The sequence below is a fragment of the Acinetobacter sp. AOR12_HL genome (assembly GCF_027855275.1).
Classification (GTDB): domain Bacteria; phylum Pseudomonadota; class Gammaproteobacteria; order Pseudomonadales; family Moraxellaceae; genus Acinetobacter; species Acinetobacter baumannii.
Window position 1 is genome coordinate 180,456 of the sequence record NZ_JAKTIJ010000022.1, and the last position, 19,814, is coordinate 200,269.

At 40.5% G+C, this 19,814-nt stretch carries 19 protein-coding genes; 14 read left to right on the forward strand and 5 right to left on the reverse strand.

Annotation, left to right across the window (positions count from 1 at the left end):
• Positions 1–55 precede the first annotated feature (55 nt).
• The 8 genes from MKL36_RS11540 to MKL36_RS11575 all read left to right on the forward strand — a co-directional run bounded on the left by MKL36_RS11540 (position 56) and on the right by MKL36_RS11575 (position 6,787).
• Entirely contained in the window at positions 56–886 is an 831-nt protein-coding gene (locus MKL36_RS11540; protein ID WP_000433617.1) for an inositol monophosphatase family protein, read from the forward strand.
• A 410-nt stretch (positions 887–1,296) separates the two neighbouring features.
• Complete coding sequence (locus MKL36_RS11545) at positions 1,297–3,144, forward strand: DEAD/DEAH box helicase (RefSeq protein ID WP_000047395.1); 1,848 nt, start codon at positions 1,297–1,299, stop codon at positions 3,142–3,144.
• Positions 3,145–3,251: 107 nt separating this feature from the next.
• A complete protein-coding gene (locus MKL36_RS11550; RefSeq protein WP_001232173.1) occupies positions 3,252–3,422 on the forward strand; it encodes a hypothetical protein in 171 nt (56 codons plus the stop codon).
• 126 nt (positions 3,423–3,548) lie between these two features.
• Complete coding sequence (locus MKL36_RS11555) at positions 3,549–4,367, forward strand: ABC transporter ATP-binding protein (protein WP_002019647.1); 819 nt, start codon at positions 3,549–3,551, stop codon at positions 4,365–4,367.
• Positions 4,364–5,140, forward strand: coding sequence for a lipid asymmetry maintenance ABC transporter permease subunit MlaE (gene mlaE, locus MKL36_RS11560; protein WP_001091949.1), 777 nt, complete (start codon positions 4,364–4,366; stop codon positions 5,138–5,140). The genes MKL36_RS11555 and mlaE overlap by 4 nt, the downstream gene beginning before the upstream one ends.
• Complete coding sequence (gene mlaD, locus MKL36_RS11565) at positions 5,140–5,820, forward strand: outer membrane lipid asymmetry maintenance protein MlaD (RefSeq protein WP_000842362.1); 681 nt, start codon at positions 5,140–5,142, stop codon at positions 5,818–5,820. Before mlaE ends, mlaD begins: the two co-directional genes overlap by 1 nt.
• Before the next feature lie 26 nt (positions 5,821–5,846).
• Positions 5,847–6,488: an MlaC/ttg2D family ABC transporter substrate-binding protein gene (locus MKL36_RS11570; protein WP_001093907.1), complete on the forward strand. Its 642-nt coding sequence runs from the start codon at positions 5,847–5,849 to the stop codon at positions 6,486–6,488.
• A gap of 11 nt (positions 6,489–6,499) precedes the next feature.
• Positions 6,500–6,787: an STAS domain-containing protein gene (locus MKL36_RS11575; RefSeq protein WP_000250997.1), complete on the forward strand. Its 288-nt coding sequence runs from the start codon at positions 6,500–6,502 to the stop codon at positions 6,785–6,787.
• A 68-nt stretch (positions 6,788–6,855) separates the two neighbouring features.
• Here the strand turns inward: MKL36_RS11575 and MKL36_RS11580 are convergent, their stop codons facing one another.
• A complete protein-coding gene (locus tag MKL36_RS11580) occupies positions 6,856–7,869 on the reverse strand; it encodes a CorA family divalent cation transporter (protein WP_000888321.1) in 1,014 nt (337 codons plus the stop codon).
• Between the two features lie 157 nt (positions 7,870–8,026).
• Between MKL36_RS11580 and MKL36_RS11585 the strand changes: the two genes are divergently transcribed.
• Positions 8,027–8,608 carry a TIGR00730 family Rossman fold protein gene (locus MKL36_RS11585; RefSeq protein ID WP_001084310.1) on the forward strand — a complete coding sequence of 194 codons (582 nt, stop codon included), beginning with the start codon at positions 8,027–8,029 and terminating at the stop codon, positions 8,606–8,608.
• A gap of 14 nt (positions 8,609–8,622) precedes the next feature.
• Positions 8,623–9,024, forward strand: coding sequence for an NUDIX hydrolase (locus MKL36_RS11590; RefSeq protein WP_000849701.1), 402 nt, complete (start codon positions 8,623–8,625; stop codon positions 9,022–9,024).
• Positions 9,025–9,026: 2 nt separating this feature from the next.
• Here the strand turns inward: MKL36_RS11590 and MKL36_RS11595 are convergent, their stop codons facing one another.
• Both MKL36_RS11595 and recG read right to left on the reverse strand, forming a co-directional pair.
• On the reverse strand, positions 9,027–9,662 hold the full coding sequence (locus MKL36_RS11595) for a ComF family protein (RefSeq protein ID WP_000472266.1): 636 nt from the start codon (positions 9,660–9,662) through the stop codon (positions 9,027–9,029).
• Entirely contained in the window at positions 9,655–11,700 is a 2,046-nt protein-coding gene (gene recG / locus MKL36_RS11600) for an ATP-dependent DNA helicase RecG (RefSeq protein WP_021510123.1), read from the reverse strand. Before recG ends, MKL36_RS11595 begins: the two co-directional genes overlap by 8 nt.
• 20 nt (positions 11,701–11,720) lie before the next feature.
• Between recG and MKL36_RS11605 the strand changes: the two genes are divergently transcribed.
• Both MKL36_RS11605 and adeT2 read left to right on the forward strand, forming a co-directional pair.
• A complete protein-coding gene (locus MKL36_RS11605) occupies positions 11,721–12,536 on the forward strand; it encodes an NAD-dependent epimerase/dehydratase family protein (RefSeq protein WP_000547774.1) in 816 nt (271 codons plus the stop codon).
• Positions 12,537–12,615: 79 nt separating this feature from the next.
• The gene (gene adeT2, locus MKL36_RS11610; RefSeq protein WP_021510122.1) at positions 12,616–13,602 is read left to right on the forward strand and encodes a putative multidrug efflux protein AdeT2; all 987 of its coding nucleotides are present in this window, start codon (positions 12,616–12,618) and stop codon (positions 13,600–13,602) included.
• A 43-nt stretch (positions 13,603–13,645) separates the two neighbouring features.
• Here the strand turns inward: adeT2 and plsB are convergent, their stop codons facing one another.
• Positions 13,646–16,219, reverse strand: coding sequence for a glycerol-3-phosphate 1-O-acyltransferase PlsB (gene plsB, locus MKL36_RS11615; protein WP_002068823.1), 2,574 nt, complete (start codon positions 16,217–16,219; stop codon positions 13,646–13,648).
• A gap of 275 nt (positions 16,220–16,494) precedes the next feature.
• On the opposite strand from plsB, the gene MKL36_RS11620 reads away from it, so the two are divergent.
• Positions 16,495–17,367 carry an acyl-CoA thioesterase gene (locus MKL36_RS11620; protein WP_021510121.1) on the forward strand — a complete coding sequence of 291 codons (873 nt, stop codon included), beginning with the start codon at positions 16,495–16,497 and terminating at the stop codon, positions 17,365–17,367.
• Between the two features lie 106 nt (positions 17,368–17,473).
• Entirely contained in the window at positions 17,474–18,739 is a 1,266-nt protein-coding gene (locus MKL36_RS11625) for a dicarboxylate/amino acid:cation symporter (RefSeq protein ID WP_002000599.1), read from the forward strand.
• A 42-nt stretch (positions 18,740–18,781) separates the two neighbouring features.
• Here MKL36_RS11625 and MKL36_RS11630 read toward each other — a convergent pair whose 3' ends face one another.
• Entirely contained in the window at positions 18,782–19,732 is a 951-nt protein-coding gene (locus MKL36_RS11630) for a metal-dependent hydrolase (RefSeq protein ID WP_085943436.1), read from the reverse strand.
• Positions 19,733–19,814 lie beyond the last annotated feature (82 nt).

The following is a 19,814-nucleotide window of genomic DNA, read 5'->3' on the forward strand; positions in this document are numbered from 1 at the left end:
TTTTATGCATTATTCTTTGTCAAAATCTTCAAATTTGTATTGTAGTGGGTGTTCAATGGAACCTATGGTGGTGATGGCTGCGCGTGCGGCTCAAACAGTTGGTCAAGAGCTTTTAAAAGCGCATCAAAATCGTCATAAGCTCGATTTGCAAGTTGAAGAGAAAGGCATTGATGGTCCTGTAACACGTGTAGATCGTTATTTAGAACAATTGACGATTGATACATTACGTAAAAGTTATAAAAACCATAGCTTCTTAGGTGAAGAGTTCGGTTTGCAAGAAGGCAAAGGCCACGATGCAGACTGGTGCTGGGTGATCGACCCTCTTGATGGCACGCAAAACTTTATTAATGGTTTCCCTCATTTCTGTATTTCTATTGCTGTTCAGCACAAAGGTGTTACTCAGCACGGCGTAATTTACGATCCGGTACGTGACGAATTGTTCTCTGCAAGTCGTGGTCGTGGTGCGGTGATGAATCAGCGTCGTATTCGCGTAAATGTAAAAGATAGCCTAGAAAATACATTCTTGGCAGTAGGTCACCCTTACCGTGCTAAACGTGCTGGTGAAATTGTGTCTTATGCAGAGCAGCACTTTGCTTCATTATTAGCTGTGACTCAAGCGGGTGCTCAAATCCGTCGTGGTGGTTCAGCTGCTTTAGACTTAGCGTATGTTGCTGCTGGTCGTTTCGATGGTTTCTTTGAACTTGGTTTAAAACCATGGGATATCGCTGCTGGTGAGCTTATTATCAAGGAAGCTGGTGGTGTTGTGGTTGACGCACGTGGTGGTAATGATTCACTTGAAAATGGTCAAGTGATTGCATGCTCACTGAAAATGTTAAAGCCATTAATGCAAACTGTAGTTCCTGCTTGGGACAAAGCTGCAAAATAATTTAAAAAAATTATTTCTGAGTAAGACCCTCTTTTTATAGAGGGTTTTACTTTTTAATGGTCGGTAAAATACAAATAACAGTAGAAATACCGAGAAAGTTGATTAAAACACATGACTTTTAAATTCTTTCTGCTATAATCCGCCCACGCACTTAAATTTCCGTTCATTACCTGAACATTCTGTTCTATTCATTGTAAGCGCACGCTGTCCATAGAGAGGACCATTTCTTGCGCCCCAATCGCTCAGCGATTCTTCAGGTTGCGGCCGTAATCAAGCGTGCGTTTAGTCCACATCGTCGTTACTCGGATTGCTGCTGAATAATAAGATTCAGCTAATATTTGCTTTGCCGCTTTTGCCGATGTCTATTTGTATTTATTAAAAATGGAGCACCCTTTGGGGTGGAACTCTCTATGAGCAAAACTTTTGCCGAATTTTCTTTGCACGAAACCTTACAACAAGCTCTTGAAGGTTTAGGTTTTACTAACCCAACTCCTGTGCAAGAACAATCTATTCCTGCTGCTTTAGAAGGTAAAGACCTTCTTGTTTCTAGCCAGACTGGTTCTGGTAAAACTGCTGCATTTTTATTACCGACATTACATAATTTGGCAGGTCAAGATACTTTCGTTCCGTTCAAAGAACGTATGAAAGCAGTGACTCAGCCTAGCATTTTAGTTTTATGCCCAACACGTGAATTGGCTCAACAAGTTAGCCAAGACGCAATTGCTTTTGTACGTCACATGAAAGGTGTTCGTATTGCTGCAATTATGGGTGGTATGCCTTTTGGTAAACAAATTCAACAGCTTAAAGGTGCTCAAGTTGTAGTTGCGACTCCAGGTCGTTTATTAGACTTAGTTAACCGTCGTCAATTAAAGCTAGACAAAGTTGATGCTTTAATCGTGGACGAAGCTGACCGTATGTTAGACCTTGGTTTCTCTGAAGACTTAGAAGCGATCAGTGACTTGGCTGCGAATCGTGGTCAAACGTTAATGTTCTCTGCAACTTTTGCTGACCGTATTATTCGTCTTGCTGAGCGCATGATGAATGAACCTGAGCGTATTGCAATTGAAACTGGTCACAGCACCAATACTGACATCACCCAAACTTTACACTGGACAGATGGTTTCGAACACAAGAAGAAACTTCTGACTCACTGGTTGGCTGATGAAACGCTTGACCAAGCTGTTGTATTCGCGAGCACACAAGAAGATACAGATATGTTGGCTGAAGAACTTGCAGAAGCCGGTCATTCAGTTGTTGCACTTCACGGTGCAATGCCGCAAACAGTTCGTAACCGTCGTTTACGTAGTATCCGTGAAGGCCGTGCGAAAATCTTAGTTGCTACTGACGTTGCTGCACGTGGTCTTGATGTTCCAACAATTTCACACGTTATTAACTTCGGCTTACCAATGAAGCATGAAGATTATGTACACCGTATTGGTCGTACAGGTCGTGCTGGTCGTACAGGTCAAGCGATTACTTTAGCGACTTATCGTGAACGCGGTAAAATCCGTGCGCTTGAAGATTACTTAGAGGCTCGTTTAAATGTTTCTGAAATTGAAGGCTTAGAACCATCTCCACCTCCAGCTCGTCCACGTCGTGAAGGCGGTCGTGGTGGTAACGGTGGCCGTGATGGTCGTCGTGGTGGTGGTTTCGGCGGTGGTCGTCGTTTCGAGGGTGAAGGTAACTTCAAACGTCGTGAAGGTGGTCGTGATGATCGTCCACGTCGTAGCTTCGATGATAAGCCTCGTGGTGAGCGTCCTGCTTTCGGTGGCGAAGATCGTCCACGTCGCGAGTTCAACTCAGATCGTCCACGTCGTGAAGGTGGTTTTGAAGACCGTCCAAAACGTAGCTTCGGTGGTGAAGATCGTCCACGTCGCGAGTTCAACTCAGACCGTCCACGTCGTGAAGGTGGTTTTGAAGACCGTCCAAAACGTAGCTTCGGTGGTGAAGATCGTCCGCGTCGCGAATTCAACTCAGATCGTCCACGCCGTGAAGGTGGTTTTAACGATAAGCCTCGTTTTGATTCAAATGATGACAATCGTGGTAACCGCGTAGACTATAAACCACGTCGTGAAAACGGTTTCGGTGACCGCCCACAACGTAGCTTTGGTGGTGAAGATCGTCCACGTCGTGAAGGTGGTTTTGGTGATCGTCCAAAACGTAGCTTCGGTGGTGAAGACCGTCCACGTCGCGCAGTTCGCGAAGAACACTTTAATCAAGAATCTCGTGGTGAGCGCCGTCGTAAATTCGACCGTTAATCTTTAAGAGATTTAAAAAAAAGGCCAGTTTACATACTGGCCTTTTTTATTTTTTAGTTTTGTTATAAAATAACAAAGTGTGAAACAGTTCAATTTTTATTGTAATAATGCGTAAAAGTAAGCGAAAAGAGTCGCCTTTGGCATGGTTGAGTAAATTCTTATTTCAACGTGGTTTGCCATATCTTTTTATTGCACTTGCTTTGTGCAATGGAATTTACTTTGCCTATGCTTTATTAACTGGCCATTTCGTAGACCAGTTTCAAGTTCTCGATCAATAAATTTCTTTTCAAAATCTAGCTCATATTCCTATAGTAGCTTGTTTTGCTTTTGTCAAAATTACAACAAGATTCCCAAAATTCAGTGTTATAGTATGCGGGCATAAAAGTGCAGGAATGATTGCCATTATGAATAATAAAACTCCTCTCTCGACTCAATCACTGATTGAAGTGAAAAACTTGAGTTTTAACCGAGGGGAACGCGTCATTTATGACAATATTAGTTTAAATATACGTCGAGGCCAGATCACGGCCATTATGGGACCATCTGGTACAGGTAAAACGACTTTATTACGCTTGATTGGTGGGCAGCTTGTTCCCGATCAGGGCGAAGTTTTGCTTGATGGCAAAGATATTGCTCAAATGTCACGTCAGGAATTATTTGCAGCACGTGCGCGTATGGGAATGCTGTTCCAGAGTGGAGCTTTATTTACCGATATGTCGGTTTATGAAAATGTCGCTTTTCCAATTCGTGCGCATACTAAGCTTTCTGAAAATCTCATTGCAGAACTGGTCGCTTTAAAACTTGAATCGGTGGGCTTGCGTGGAACTGAACAGCTTATGCCTACTGAGTTGTCAGGCGGTATGAATCGACGGGTCGCTTTAGCTCGTGCAATTGCGCTTGATCCCGATTTAATTATGTATGATGAACCTTTTGCGGGGCAAGACCCGATTGTGAAGGGTGTTTTAACACGTCTCATTCGTTCATTGCGAGAAGCTTTAGATCTAACTACAATTATTGTTTCGCATGATGTTCCTGAAACCCTATCTATTGCTGACTACATTTATGTTGTAGCGGAAGGGAAGATTCAAGGGGAAGGAACACCAGAAGAATTACAAGCTTATGCTTCTCCATTTGTAAAACAGTTCTTAACCGGCTCGGCAGAAGGTCCGGTTGAATACCAGTTTAGCCACCAAGCTTATTTAGATAACGAGGTTCGTCCATGAATACGATTGCCTGGTTAGGTAGACTCGTTATTGAGCGGATTCGAGGGATTGGTGTTGCGGCACTGATGCTCTTACAGATTATTTTTTCATTACCTTCAGCGGGCGGTTTTGGACGTTTCGTCTATCAAATGCATCGTGTAGGGGTAATGTCTTTACTTATTATCACGGTATCAGGCTTATTTATTGGTCTGGTACTCGGATTGCAAGGCTACTCAATATTAGTCAATGTTGGTAGTGAATCAATGCTAGGCACAATGGTGTCTTTAACTTTACTGCGTGAGCTTGCACCGGTTGTTGCAGCTTTGCTCTTCGCTGGACGAGCAGGTTCTGCATTGACTGCTGAAATTGGTTCGATGAAACAAAGTGAACAGCTTGCCAGTATGGAAATGATTGGTGTTGATCCTTTAAAGCAAATCGTATCACCACGTCTTTGGGCTGGTATAGTCAGTTTGCCAATGTTAACCGTTATTTTTGCTGCGATTGGTATTGTTGGCGGTAAATTGGTTGGAGTTGACTTTCTTGGCGTTGATGAAGGCTCCTTTTGGAGTGGTATGCAAAATAATGTTCAATTTGGCCACGATGTCGTAAATGGCATTATTAAGAGCATTGTATTTGCTTTGCTGTGTACATGGATTGCTGTTTTCCAAGGGTATGCATGTGATCCGACACCTGAAGGCATTGCAACGGCAATGACCCGCACGGTTGTATATTCTTCATTATGTGTTTTAGGTTTTGATTTCGTGTTGACTGCGGTCATGTTCGGAGGGATTTAATGAAATCACGTACTAGTGAGCTGGCCGTAGGTATCTTTGTCATTATCTTCGGTATCGCTTTATTCTTTTTAGCAATGAAAGTGAGTGGTTTAGTGGGCACGAACTTGAGCGATGGCTACACCATGAAAGCTCAGTTTGATAACGTTAATGGTTTAAAGCCTCGTGCTAAAGTGACGATGAGCGGTGTAACAATTGGCCGCGTTGATTCAATCACGCTTGATCCGGTTACACGTTTGGCTACGGTTACTTTTGATCTTGATGGAAAACTGACAAGCTTTAATGCTGAACAGTTAAAAGAAGTTCAAAAAAATGCTTTAGACGAATTACGTTATAGTTCTGATTATACGCAAGCGACTCCAGCGCAACAAAAAACAATGGAACAGCAACTGATCAGTAACATGAACTCCATCACAAGTATTGATGAAGATGCTTATATAATGGTTGCAACCAATGGTTTATTGGGTGAGAAATATTTAAAAATCGTACCGGGTGGTGGTCTAAACTACCTTAAACGTGGCGATACTATTTCTAATACCCAAGGAACGATGGATCTAGAAGATCTTATTAGTAAATTTATTACTGGTGGTGGCGCAGGTAAGGTTGCCGCTGGTTCATCCTCAGCAGAAGAAAAAGCTCCTGCAAGTACTGACAGCAGTGCACAGCCGTCATTTGTTGAGTAAGAGATTATTTGAAGGAGTGGTTCCAGGTGAATACGTTGTTTAAACAAACCCTTACAGCAAGTATTTTGTCTACTATGATTGCTGGTACAGCTTTTGCTGCACCTTCAGAAGCACCACCTGACTTTATTAAGCGTGTTGCTGATGGCTTGATTTCTCGTTTAAAAGCCGATCATGCTAAATTGCAAAATAACCCAGCATTAGTAAAAACAATTGTACGCCAAAACTTAGACCCGTATGTTGATTCACAAGCGTTTACTCGTATTGTGATGGGTACTTATGCAACAAACCAATATAGTACTGCTGCACAGCGTGCTCAGTTTGAAACGAACTTCCGTAATACATTAATTGAGAATTACGGTAGTGCATTTGCTAAGTATACAAACCAAACTTACACGATGCGTCCATACAAGGCGACAGCTGGTAAAAACCCTGTTGTGACTTTAGATTTTAATCACAATGGTGAAAAAATTCCTGTGTCGTTCCAGTTGGCAGACAAAGGTTCGCAATGGAAAATCCGTAACATCAATGTTTCTGGTATTGATTTAGGATTGCAGTTCCGTAACCAGTTTGCTGCAACTGTGAAACGTAATGGCGGTGATTTGAATAAAGCAATTGCTACGTTCCAACCTGATGCAGATGCTGCTGTTAATCAGAATAAACAAAAATAAGTAGGTGAAGAGTGGTTCAGTATCTTAACCAAGAGTTAGTTGTTTCAGGCAAAATTGATTTTGAAAATGCTGAACAACAATACCAAGCTGGATTGGCAATTATTAAAAAGCAAACAAGCTTTCCTTTAATTGTTGATTTAAAGCAGCTTGAGCATGGTAATACGTTAGCCTTGGCTGTTTTAGTGCAATGGCTACGTCAAACTCCACAAAAGTCTGGATTACATTTTAAAAATGTACCGGAGAAGATGCTGAAAATCATTCAAGCCTGCCATTTGCAAGAAGACCTACATTTGGTTTGATGAGCAAAGATAAAAAAGCACCTAAATTTAGGTGCTTTTTTATATACAAAATTTGCTGGGTAATCTCTTTAAATCCATTTTTTCCAGCGGAAATAAATGATAGGCCCAATAAAGAAACCAATAATAATTAGTAAAACGATAATAAAGCTGGTTGTACCGTGTGCGAAAGGAAGTACATCAGTGTTCATACCATAGATACTGGCGATTAACATAGGTGGTGCCAACATACTTGGTAAAATCGAGAATCGACGGATCGTATCGTTTTGTTCAGTGTTAATAAATCCTGACGTTGTATCAAGCAAGAATCGTACTTTTTGAAATAAGAAAGCGTCATGTTCGACAAGCGAGCGAACATCCTCACTAAGTTCTCGAATATCTGCATCGTAGATATGACTGCCTAAAGCACGTGGACGAGACAAAAACGTTAAAACACGGCGCAAATCAATTAAACAGAGCTGTGCTTTTCCAAGCATGTCTTCTTGTTGTGCCAAGCGGGTAATCATGTCATCAAGATCTAAAATCTGTTCACGTTGATGGTTATTGAGAACCTCGGTTGAGTATTTTTCTAGATCCTTGTGGATATCTTCCAAGATATCCGCAAGCTCATCTAGCTTTGCTTCAAGTAAGCCCAATAAAATCCATGTTGGATCTTTATAATCCATTTCGTAGTCATTACGACGAGCTCGAGCACGAAAAGCACGAAAGGCAACTAACTTTTCACCACGTAAAGTAAATAAGCGGTCTTTATGTAAGATGAATGCAACAGTCTGCACCATGGCAAGCATATGGGAAGAATCTTCGGCATCCCCATCAACCTGATAATTTTTATTTTTCGTTAAAAAATAGGTGCTGATATGCAAAATACCGTCATCATCACGGTAGAATCGAGCAGAAGATGAAATGTCTTCTAACGACTTTAGTGTAGGTAAGTTCTGATTGTAAGCATCTAAGACCCATTGTTGTTCTTCTTGAGAGGGTGCAATAAGATCAAGCCATACTAATTCGGGATGTAGATCAAATCCACCATTGATGGTGGCATCTTCCAGACTTCCGCGTTCTGTGGCATAAAAGGCTTCAAGCATGTGTCTTTTTTCCTTACGCAGTCTGATGGAAATTGATGGGTGTATTTTAGACAAGGATTTGCCGAAAAACACTTGCCAATACGCTATTTTGCAAAAAAAAACTCTGTCGATAGTCTAGTTTGTCAGCATGACAGTTCAATAAAACGGTTTTTATACTATGAATTCAATTTGTATTTTCTGTGGTTCATCTCTTGGTTCAAACCCAATCTTTCAACAAATTGCTCAATTAACCGGTGAAGCTATTGCTAAACAAGGTAAAACACTCGTTTATGGCGGTGGCCGTTCTGGTTTAATGGGTGTTGTTGCTGATAGTGCTTTGCAAGCCGGCGGGCAGGTCATTGGGGTAATTCCTCGTGCTTTAGTTGATCGCGAGTTAGCTCATCCTGGACTGACAAAATTATATGTCGTCGAAAATATGCATGAGCGTAAAACCAAAATGGCAGATCTGTCGGACGGTTTTATTGCTTTACCAGGTGGGGCAGGTACATTGGAAGAAATCTTTGAACAATGGACATGGGCACAATTAGGTATTCATCAAAAGCCGTGTGCTTTTCTAAATGTAGCTGGCTTTTATGAAGATTTGCTTAAAATGATTCAGGGAACTGTAGATAACGGATTTAGCCAAGCGCGGTTTGTTGATAAATTGATTGCCTCAGACAAAATTGAAGATATTCTTCAACAATTTGAGCAATATCAGGCTCCTGCTCCGAAATGGACAAATGCCGACGTTCAACCATAAATGAGGTTAAATAGGTGAAAACAATTACGGTTGCCGCTGCGGTGATCTTAAATGAACAAAATGAATTATTGCTTGTCAGAAAGCGTAATACACAAGCTTTTATGCAGGTAGGCGGTAAACTGGAGCCGAATGAGGCTCCGGAAAGTGCTATACAGCGTGAAATCTTGGAAGAAATAGGCAGCCCGTGTGTAATAGAACAGTTTATAGGGCGTTTTGAGACAGCAGCTGCCAATGAACCGGATCACAAGCTTATTAGCCATTTATATTTGGTTCGATTAAAACAATCCCCACAAATTGCAGCTGAAATTGCTGAAATGAAGTGGGTGAAATTTAATGATTCCGAGACAAAACTCGCACCATTAACCAAAGAAATTGTAATTCCGTGGTGTGAGCAGAACTTATCTATAACTCTATAATTTTAATATGATGTAGATGAAGCAGCAGCTAGGCAACTGGCATGAATAGATGTACACCCTAGCTGTTTTAGCGCCTGACATAAAGCGTGAATTGAACTTCCTGTTGTGATTACATCATCAATAATCAGTACACGACGATAACGCCGTTTTTCTTGAGTGAGCGCAACAAATTGCTGTTCAATATTTTCAAATCTTTCGAGTCGAGATAATCCCTTTTGAGAATGCTCATTTAAGCGTTGTACAGGCTGCCAAACTGGTATTTTTAATTGCTTACTCAAAAGATTGGCGAGTAATAAGGATTGATTAAAACCACGTTCAGTTAAACGTTGTTTGGAAATAGGCATGGGTACAATCGCTTGTACCTTAGGAAATTTTAATTGCTGTAAAACTTCAGCGAGTAAGATTTGGTAATGTAATTTTTGTTCATATTTAAACTGCTGAATGATCCGGTTAATTGGATAGGCGTAGTGGCAGGCCACAAGAACAGACTGATCATTGCGCTGAATGGTTTGCTTAAGCCACGGTAGCTGTTCCCAGCATTCTTTACAAAGAGAATATTTTTCCCGTGTTCCTATTTCGCAAAGTAGGCAAGGGGACAGCAAATGAAAAAGATACTGGGGGTTTAAAAACTTAAACATATGCGTATCGAGGAGCTTCGGGAAGCCAGCGCTTCAATAAGGCATCAGCTTGCTCAGGGTAATCTTTTAGAACTTGTTGTGCAACGTAGTGTGCTTGACTCAATAAATGATCATCTCGCTCTAAACGTGCGACACGGAAACCCATATCACCTGTTTGTTTTGTTCCTAATAATTCACCCGGGCCTCTTAGCTCAAGATCTTTTTCAGCAATAACAAAGCCATCATTACTTTCTCTTAAAATTGAAAGTCTTTCTTGCCCATTTTGTGAAAGTGGTGGTTTATAGAGAAGAACGCAAAAACTGGCTTTTGCACCTCGTCCTACACGCCCTCGTAATTGGTGTAGCTGTGAAAGCCCTAATCGTTCAGCATTCTCAATGACCATAATTGACGCATTGGGTACGTCTACTCCAACCTCAATAACAGTTGTGGCAATTAGCAGTTGTAGTTCATTGTTTTTAAATGCTTGCATGACAGCCTGTTTTTCATCGGCTTTCATTTTGCCATGAACCAAACCAATATTAAGTTCAGGAAAGCGCTCTTTCATTTCTTGATAGGTGGCTTCGGCGGCTTGAGCATCTAAAGTTTCGGACTGTTCGACCAGAGTACATACCCAGTAGGCCTGTTTGCCTTCTCGGCAGTTTGAAGCAATTCGATGCAGTACTTCTTTACGACGATCTAGCGGAATCGTGACGGTCTGAATTGGAGTTCGGCCTGGGGGTAATTCATCAATAATCGATGTATCTAAATCGCCATAAGCACTCATTGCCAGTGTTCTAGGAATTGGCGTTGCAGTCATGACCAGTTGATGTGGGGTGAGCTGTTCGGCGCCTTTATTGCGTAAGGCTAATCGCTGATCGACCCCGAATCGGTGCTGTTCATCAATAATCACCAGTCCTAGTTTTGCAAACTCAACGTTATCTTGAAATAAGGCATGGGTGCCCACGATCAGTTCAGCATGGCCTTCTTTAATTTGTTGCTCAGCGTGTGCCCGCGCTTTCCCTTTTTGTTTACCCGACAACCAAGCTACCGTAATACCTAAAGGTTCAAACCAGCGTTTAAAATTTAAATAATGCTGCTCTGCTAAAATTTCGGTAGGTGCCATTAAAGCAACTTGCCAATCTGCTTCCAATGCGTGACATGCTGCAACCGCTGCAACTAAAGTTTTTCCAGCCCCTACATCACCTTGTACCAAACGCAGCATAGGTTGATGTTGTTTTAAGTCGTTTAAAATTTCTTTTGATACACGTTTTTGTGCGTTGGTCATTTGAAAAGGTAAAGCTTCTAGCAGCTTTTTTGCAAGCACTTTACTACTCGGAAAAGCAGGTGAAGCAATTTGACGAATATAAGCACGTCGAGTGAGAAGACTAATTTGATGTGCGACCAGCTCTTCAAAAATAAGACGTTGCTGCGCAGGATGAGAGCCTTGAGCCAGTTGGATCATATTGGCATCAACTGGCGGCTCGTGAATGTAATGTAAAGCTTCTTTGAGTGCATACCCATTTGTATATTGTTTAGGGAGTAACTCGGGTAAGGCATCACTATGATGCTTCAACGCTTGTTTAACATATTCGCGTAATTTAGCTTGTGTTAGGCCATCGGTACTTGGATAAATTGCAGTGAGCTGCGTTTTTGGTAGTGGTGTATGTTCATTAATAAGTTGAATTTCTGGATGATAAAGCTCAAGCCCTCGTGCACCTACGCGAACTTCACCAAAAATACGTAAACGGTTACCAGGTTTTATTTTGTCGGTTAAATTTTTATAAATATGATAAAAGCGTAAAGTCACCTTACCAAATTCATCTTGTATTAATGCGGCCATAGATTTACGTTTACCTGGAGGGAAATCAACAGATTTGACTTCACCCTCGAGTAAATAACTACGACCAACTACCAATTGATTCATAGGAATAATGGTACTGCGATCTTCATAATCACGGGGCAGATGAAACAGCAAATCATCTGTGGTAAAAATATTTAGTTTTTCGAGTAGGGCTGCTGAAGCCGATCCAACGCCTTGTAACTGATGGACTGAAGTCATGTCCCCTCAACGAGTTCTCTATGCATATATTATTTATCGGTTATGGTAAAACATCTCAGCGTGTTGCTAAACAACTATTTGAGAAAGGACATCAAATTACCACAATTAGCCGTAGTGAAAAGACAGACCCTTATGGGACACATCTCGTACAGGATATTTTTACGCTCGATTTAAGCGAAATTGCACCTGTAGATGTAGTGTATATTTTACTTTCACCAGACGATAGTACTGTTGAAGGTTATCAGCATACTTATGTGGATAGTATTGAGCCTATTCGTCAGGCTTTAAAATCGCATCCGGTTAAAAGATTAATTGTGGTGTCATCTACGCGGGTATATGGTGAAAATTCTGGTGAAACAATTGATGACCATAGTGAGATTCACCCAAACGATGCCCAAGGGCATATCTTGCACAATATGGAATTGCTATGGCAAAAGTATTTTCCGTCACAGTGCGTGATTGTGCGTCCTACAGGGATTTATGGGGCTTCTATTGATCGCCTAAAACGAATGGCTGAGCACACGCAAACCTATCCAAATATTCACTATAGTAACCGTATTCATATTGATGATTTGGCAAGGTTTTTGGCATTTTTAGCTGATTTTGAAAAACCCCATAAAAGTTATCTTGTTGCTAATAATGCACCTGTACCTTTGCATGAAGTCTTACTGTGGTTTCAAAGTCAGTTAGATTTACCGCTACTTACCTTAGATTCAGCTCATGTGTCAGGCAAAAAAATTTATGCGAAACATTTGTTTGAGACGGGTTTTCAACTTGAGCATCCAATTTGCTTTAATGACTATTTATTATGTTTAAATGCTCATGGTACAAATTAAAATTTAGACTAAACTTTAAATAACAACAGAAATACCTGATGAGGCAGTTAAATTGCCGATAAAGATAAAAAGGTTAAAAGTGAAAAAATTTTGTTTAGCTCTCTTTTTGAGTGTAACGTCAGTTACGAGTTGGGCTGGGGATCAGGTGTGGTGTGCATATGATCCAGCGGGTACCCAAGGGGATATTACGCGCCGACTAAATGACATTCGTCTATATGCTCAGCAATATCAAGTCAAATTTAAAGTCGTTAGTTATCAAAAAGAGCAGCAAGCCATTCAAGCCTTTGATGAGGGTAAATGCTCATGCTTAGCAGCCAGTAACTTTAATACTTATCAGTATAATCATTTTATGGGTAGTACCTCAGGTATTGGTCTTATACCCAATAACCGGACTGCACGAAATCTATTGCAGCTTTTAAATCATCCTACAATTGAGAAAAGATTAATTAATAAAGACTATGAAGCAGTCGGTATGATTCCGGTTGGAACTGCAAATATGGTCATGAAAACCAAAAAAATATCAAAAGTGGCACAGCTTAGAGGTCAACGAATTGGAGTTCTGGCCAATAATCCGCCACAACAAGCTTTGGTGAGAAGTGTAGGTGCGCAGCCAGTATATGTTGATTTATCGAATGCGATTGCGCAGTTTCGACAAAATAAAATCGATATTATGCCAGCGCCTGTTTATGGTCTTTTGCCTTATAACCTACAGAAAGATTTTGGGCCAGATACTCAGGTGATTAATTTTCCTTTGGCGTATTTCGGGGTAAATATAATTATTAAACCACAAGCTTATCCAGCCAATTTTGGGCGAAAAATTCGGGCTTGGTTTGTCCAAAATAGCCAATTATTAACGAATCGAGCTATACAATGGGAAAATCATTTACCAGCCTATTATTGGGTTGATGTTTCTTTTTACGAAAAGCAGAGCTATGACATTATGGTGGCAAAAATACGCAATCAATATGTTCGCTCCGGTTATTACGATGCCTATTTTGTGGAGCTAATGAAACGCTTACGTTGTATTGATGATCCGCGTTACTTTGAATGTCCAATGAGTAGATAAAATAAAAGGCAACTTAAGTTGCCTTTTATTTTGCATGAAGATTCTAAGCTTTTTTACGTTTTAAACGGCGTTTAGCTTGCTGAGAAGCCATTGCTTCAAGAGCTTCTTTTAACTCTTCATCAGTAAAGGTCGTGATGTGTTGCAACATTTGTAATGTCACTTCATCAAGCACCAACTGTGCGCCTGCTGCCATTTGACGGAAATTATCATCAAACTCGATTTGGCCTTGGTCATTCGTTCGAATGTAGTTTTGTTGAGTTAAAACTTTGATAAAGCTTTGGAACAATGCTTTGTCAAAGAATTCAGGAGAGTTAAATTCATAAAGGACTGATAAACGTTGTCCTAATAAATGACTTAATTCTTCAACTTGTTTTGCTGAAATATTGCCTGAACCACGCTGAGTGATTAAAGCTAAAGTCATGTAATAACGTTCAAGGCTTTGTTTAACAGGTGTTGCTAATACAACAAGCTGATTATGCTCTTCAGTATTTGGTGCAGAGCTAATTAAATTACCTTCGTCATCTTGTTGAATAAGATTTGATTGAACCAATGCATCTGCATATTGCTCAATCTGTTCTTTAAGTTCGCTACTTCTCCATTTAAGGAATAGTTCGGCTTTTAAGAATGGATAAAGTGTATAGATAACATTGCTTAAATCAGCACGGCTAATTTTCCCGTTATGTTCAACAAGAGATGCAATCAATGAAGGTAAAACGAATGCATGCAAAATGTTATTGCGGAAATAGGTGAGGAGAACCGCTTGGTTATCTTCAATCGCAATAATGTCACCAAGGGCATGCTGTACGCGCTTAATCAATTTAAGCTTTAAGCCATAAGCAATAATTTCCTTACCAGATAGCGGCGTCACTTCTGTGCGCTGATCGTAAGGGAAATTTGATGCTAAATTGCGGTAAGCTTCAAGCTGCTTAATACAGATTTCTTCATCAAGCGTATGCTTTGGTGTTGCAAGCAAAATAATTGAGAGTAAAGAAACCGGATTAATCACTACCGCACGGTTAATATTTTCTAAAATCGCATTTGCAGAACTGTTTACTGCCTCTGAAACAGCAGGTGGCACTGGGTCATCGTTCTTTTCAATATAAACGTTCTCAGCATTATGCTGTTTAAGCAAGTCATCTAGAAAAACAGGTTCACCAAAGTTAACGTGTACTTTACCGAAAATACGTTCAATTTTTCGGAGTGTTTTTAAAATACCAAAAATAGACTCGGCTTCTTTTGGCTTACCTTGCATTTCGCCTACATAGGTTGAACCTTCCATAAGACGCTCATAACCAATGTAAGTTGGCACAAATACAATCGGCTTGGCACGGCCACGTAAATGACTATGGACTGTCATTGCGAGCATGCCGGTTTTCGGTGGTAATAAGCGGCCTGTGCGCGAACGTCCACCTTCAATAAAGTATTCAAGTGGTGTGTTGCGAGAAAGAATACTATATAAATATTCTTTAAATACAGAAGTATAGAGACCATTACCACGGAAAGAGCGGCGAATAAAGAAGGCACCGCCACCACGTAAAAGCTGACCAACGAAAGGTAAGTTTAGGTTGTCGCCCGCAGCAATATACGGAACCATCAAGCCACGTTTATAAATCACATAAGACAGTAGTAAGTAGTCAATGTGGCTACGGTGACATGGTGTGTAAACAATTTCATAGTCTTTTGCAAGCTCTCGGACAGTACTGAAGTTATGAACTTCTACGCCGTCATAAAGCTGAGTCCATAGACGTGTTAACGCCAAATCTGCAAAACGTACTGCTGAGTGAGAATAATCAGATACGATTTCATTCACATAACCAATCGCACGACGCTCTGCTTCAAGCATGCTGATTTTACCGCGAATACTTTCGCGTCGAATGGCTTCTTGAACATCACGAGACTTTAATACCGACTGCATGACATTGCGGCGGTCTGATAAGTCTGGACCTAAAACAACTTCACGTTGGCGATCAAGGTAGTCATTTAAAGTGCTAACAATATAAGTTGCTGGCGAAAGGTTTGGATAATGCTTCTGAGCATATTCAACGAGGTCACGTAAAGACTGTGGTTCATGGAATTCCAAATAAGATTGGCGACCATGCAAACCAATATTTACAAGCTGTTTAACTGTACTTGGTGTTGCCCATGTATCTGAGAATAACAACTTAAACCAAGAGTCTTCTTTATCTGGAGAACGGCCCCATAAAACGGTTACCGGAACCAGTTCTATGTCGAGTTCAGGATTTGCTTGTAAAACTTCGATCAGTTTAATTAAACGTGGCGGAAAAGCATGAGGAGGGGGATTCAGTAGGTTATTTTCATCATTGTGTTGTAAAAATAAAACTGAAGCTTTTTCCTGATGAGTACCGATGACTAATGGATCTAGCGCTGGTTTTAAATTTAAGCGACGAGTTTCTCCATCCACCACTAAAGCATTACTGCGAGAATGATTTTGCAAGACATAGCACACTACTTTTTGGCGCTCGGTCTTCGCTTCTGTTTCTGTTGTTGCTGATACTGGTTCAGTAGGAACTTCCCCAAGAACATGTGGTGTTACCACGAGGTCAAGTAGTTTACTCGAAAGCCGACGATACATTTGACCAAACCCACTCTTGGACATAAGAACTCCTACTTCTTAAAGACAAATCCCGGCACCAAAGGCAGAGGGTAAATATTTTGCGGTATTTATTAAAAAAAACAATATGCTATTTTCTGATAAATTATAATTCTTTTGGCATTTTTTATCGTTAAAAATCGTATTTTTAGCTGTTTTAAAGGCAATGTTTGTCAGAAGTTGACTGATTGTTCCATGTACAAATAGTTTTTTATGGCACAATAGATTCTACACATCTGTCCTTTAATACCAATTTTACCTGCAATATGAAGGTATCTCTCATGAATGCGTTAACCCAAGAACTGGTTGAGCTGCTCACTTTAGAAAAGCTTGAAGAAAATATTTACCGTGGAATTAGCCGTAATTTGGTCGGTAAACGTGTTTTTGGAGGTCAGGTTCTCGGTCAAGCATTACGTGCTGCTTCTTACACAGCTGATCGTCCTGCGCATTCTCTGCATGCCTACTTTTTATATGGTGGTGATATTAATGCTCCAATCATCTATGAAGTAGACCGTTTGCGTGATGGCAAAAGCTTTGTCAGCCGTCAAGTTCGGGCAATTCAGCATGGACGAGTTATTTTCTCGGCAATGGTGTCTTTTGCTAACCCTGAAGAAGGCTTGAACTATCAGCATCCAGAACCAGATTACCCAGCTCCTGAAGCGCTAAAATCGGAAAGTGAGTTGAAAGAAGGTATCCTGAATTTTGTACCGGAAAATGTTCGTGCAAGTTTTATGCGTGAGCGTCATGTTGAAATCCGTCCGATTGATCCAGTCAATCCATTTCAACCACAACCGGAAGCGCCTTTTAATGCGCACTATATCCGTACCCATGACCGTATTCCAAAACAGCTGGATGACATTTCATTGCATCAAGCAATTGTAGCGTTTTACTCAGACTTTACTTTGATGACAACAGCTTTAAGACCACATGGCTTAAGTTATATTTCTCCAAGTTTGCAATGTGCCAGTATTGATCATGCGATTTATTTCCATCGCCCACTTCGTGCTGATGAATGGATGCTCTATGACATGGAAGCTACAGTTAGTGCGGCTTCTCGCGGTTTAAACTTTGGCCGTATGTGGCAAAATGGCCAACTCGTATGTAGTACGGTGCAAGAGGGTTTGATGCGTTTACGGGAAATTGAAACTCAATAAATAACAATGAGCCATCTGAAAAGATGGCTTTTTTATTTTTAATTGAAACGATGTGACAAAAAATTGCTCGAATGAAAAGCAAGCTCATGTCATATTTACAAAAGGATTGCCTACTGAAAAAAATAATGTTGATATGAACTTAAATACACAAATTCTGATTGCTGCCATTTTAGGTTTAGCCTTTGGCTTCCTACTTACCATGTATCCGGACACTGCTTTTGTAAAGCACAGTTTATATGGATTAGGCATATTAAGTAGTGTTTTTATTGGGCTACTTAAAATGTTGTTGGTGCCATTAATTTTTAGCTCCATTGTGGTTGGAGTTTCAAATTTGCAGGCAGGTGGACAATTAGGCCCAGTTTGGAAAATCACATTCTTGTGTTGTATCACCACCACCACTTTGGCCTTAATTTTAGGTATTAGCTGTGCTCATTTGTTTGAGGTCGGGCGAGGTGTAGATATTTCAATTTTTCAGGCATCTATGCAAAGCTATCAAACACCAGATAGTTTAAACCCGGCAACTTTCTTCACTAATTTTATTCAAAATACTTTAATTAACCCATTTAAAGCTTTTAGTGACGGGAATGTTTTAGCTGTCGTCGTGTTTGCTCTATTTGTGGGTGTTGCTTTAGTTCATGGTGGCGAACGTTTTAAAAGTATTCGGGTATTGAGTCATCAGTTTTTTGAAATGATGATGATGTTAGTAGGTTGGGTAATGAAATTGGCGCCGTTAGGTATTTTTGCCTTACTCGCTAAATTAATGGCTACCGAAGACATTTCAGTATTAAGCCGATTGGCGGAGTTTGCTGCAGTGGTAACAGGTACTACTATTTTTCATGGCGCTGTTGTTTTACCGCTACTGCTTTGGATTTTTGGTCGTATGAGTCCTTGGACTTTCTTCAAAGGCACACGTACAGCTTTAATTACCGCATTCGCAACGAGCTCTAGCTCTGCCACTATGCCGCTGAGTATGAAATGCGCACAGGAAAACTTGGGTGTCCGTCCTCAAACTGCGGGTTTTGTGATTCCATTGGGTACACAGCTCAACATGGATGGTACAGCTTTATATGAAGCTGCTGCCGCGCTCTTTGTGGCAAATCTAGTTGGACTAGACTTAAACCTGACACAACAAATTGTAGTGTGCCTAACCGCAATGATCGCATCACTTGGAGCACCAGGAATTCCAAGTGCGGGTATGGTTACCATGATTATGGTATTACAGTCTGTGGGTTTACCTGCCGAAGCAATTGCGATTTTACTTCCAATCGATCGTTTACTCGATACGGTAAGAACGGTTGTAAATGTGCAGGGAGATATGATGATTAGTGTGGTAGTAGATCGATATACCAAAGATAAAGATATTAGTATCTAATCTCTAAATAAAAAAGCAGGATTTATATCCTGCTTTTTTATTTTAAGCTGCTTGTAATTCAGCTCTTTTGGCTGCTGGCGACTGCGATAAATAACTTACCGCATCTTCAGTGCTACCTTCTTTAACTGGATCATACCACGGCATGAGATAGTCAATTTGCTGAGCAATAAGCCAGATTGGGTTTGGTAAAACCTGATTATCTTTTCGGCTAATTTTATACCATTCTAGAGCAACCCAAGCTGGGAAAAATCTTGATTTGGCAGCATCAGCAAAACGTGGATCTTGCTTCATAATATGTGCAGCGCCGTCTACCCATAGTCCTAACACAAGCACAATCACTGCAAGACTTAAATAATAGCGCGGGATATAACCGCCTCCTAAATGGCGATATAAATCGAAAGCAACCGTGCGGTGTTCAATTTCTTCTGAACCATGCCATTTTACCAAGTCTACCATTTCTGGATCTGCGCCTAACTCTTCCCAACGTTTGTTATAAAGCGCATATTTACCTAGGACACATGTCATGTGTTCAACTGTCGCGATAACACCTAAACGGAATAAATCCCATTGCTTTTGCAAGAATTGCGGAACTTCTTTGTCAAAAGGCTTATCTGCCAAAGCAGTGGTAAATAGATAATTCATAATGTCCAGATTTCTCTGGATATCAATATTGCGTGCACTTAAATATTCTTTATTGGCAGAAGTATGTGCGTTTGCATGCATTGCTTCTTGGCGAATAAATGCTTGTACATCCTGTTTAAGTTTTTCATCAGTAATACGAGGTAAAACCTTGTTATAGAGCCGGCAAAACCAGAACTCTCCAGCAGGCAAGATATTGTTAATTTCATTAATAAAATAACTTGCAAACGGTTGGTTTGGAATCCAGTCTACAGGGGTATCTTTCCAGTCAAATTTTACCTTGCGTGGAAGAATTTTATAATCAATAGAAGAACCTAAAGCCTTATTCTTCAAAAAAGATAGCAATTTCATCATTTAGTCCTGATTTTTAACTCGATGAAGTTATGATGAGTATAAAAAAAGCCCCTACATTTGTGTTTAGCAATAGGGGCCAATT

Bases quoted from the DNA above. Each gene is read 5' to 3' on its own strand.
- MKL36_RS11540 (WP_000433617.1), top strand. From the start codon at position 56: ATGGAACCTATGGTGGTGATGGCTGCGCGTGCGGCTCAAACAGTTGGT.
- MKL36_RS11545 (WP_000047395.1), top strand. From the start codon at position 1,297: ATGAGCAAAACTTTTGCCGAATTTTCTTTGCACGAAACCTTACAACAA.
- MKL36_RS11550 (WP_001232173.1), top strand. From the start codon at position 3,252: ATGCGTAAAAGTAAGCGAAAAGAGTCGCCTTTGGCATGGTTGAGTAAA.
- MKL36_RS11555 (WP_002019647.1), top strand. From the start codon at position 3,549: ATGAATAATAAAACTCCTCTCTCGACTCAATCACTGATTGAAGTGAAA.
- mlaE (WP_001091949.1), top strand. From the start codon at position 4,364: ATGAATACGATTGCCTGGTTAGGTAGACTCGTTATTGAGCGGATTCGA.
- mlaD (WP_000842362.1), top strand. From the start codon at position 5,140: ATGAAATCACGTACTAGTGAGCTGGCCGTAGGTATCTTTGTCATTATC.
- MKL36_RS11580 (WP_000888321.1), bottom strand. From the start codon at position 7,869: ATGCTTGAAGCCTTTTATGCCACAGAACGCGGAAGTCTGGAAGATGCC.
- MKL36_RS11585 (WP_001084310.1), top strand. From the start codon at position 8,027: ATGAATTCAATTTGTATTTTCTGTGGTTCATCTCTTGGTTCAAACCCA.
- MKL36_RS11595 (WP_000472266.1), bottom strand. From the start codon at position 9,662: ATGTTTAAGTTTTTAAACCCCCAGTATCTTTTTCATTTGCTGTCCCCT.
- recG (WP_021510123.1), bottom strand. From the start codon at position 11,700: ATGACTTCAGTCCATCAGTTACAAGGCGTTGGATCGGCTTCAGCAGCC.
- MKL36_RS11605 (WP_000547774.1), top strand. From the start codon at position 11,721: ATGCATATATTATTTATCGGTTATGGTAAAACATCTCAGCGTGTTGCT.
- plsB (WP_002068823.1), bottom strand. From the start codon at position 16,219: ATGTCCAAGAGTGGGTTTGGTCAAATGTATCGTCGGCTTTCGAGTAAA.
- MKL36_RS11620 (WP_021510121.1), top strand. From the start codon at position 16,495: ATGAATGCGTTAACCCAAGAACTGGTTGAGCTGCTCACTTTAGAAAAG.
- MKL36_RS11630 (WP_085943436.1), bottom strand. From the start codon at position 19,732: ATGATGAAATTGCTATCTTTTTTGAAGAATAAGGCTTTAGGTTCTTCT.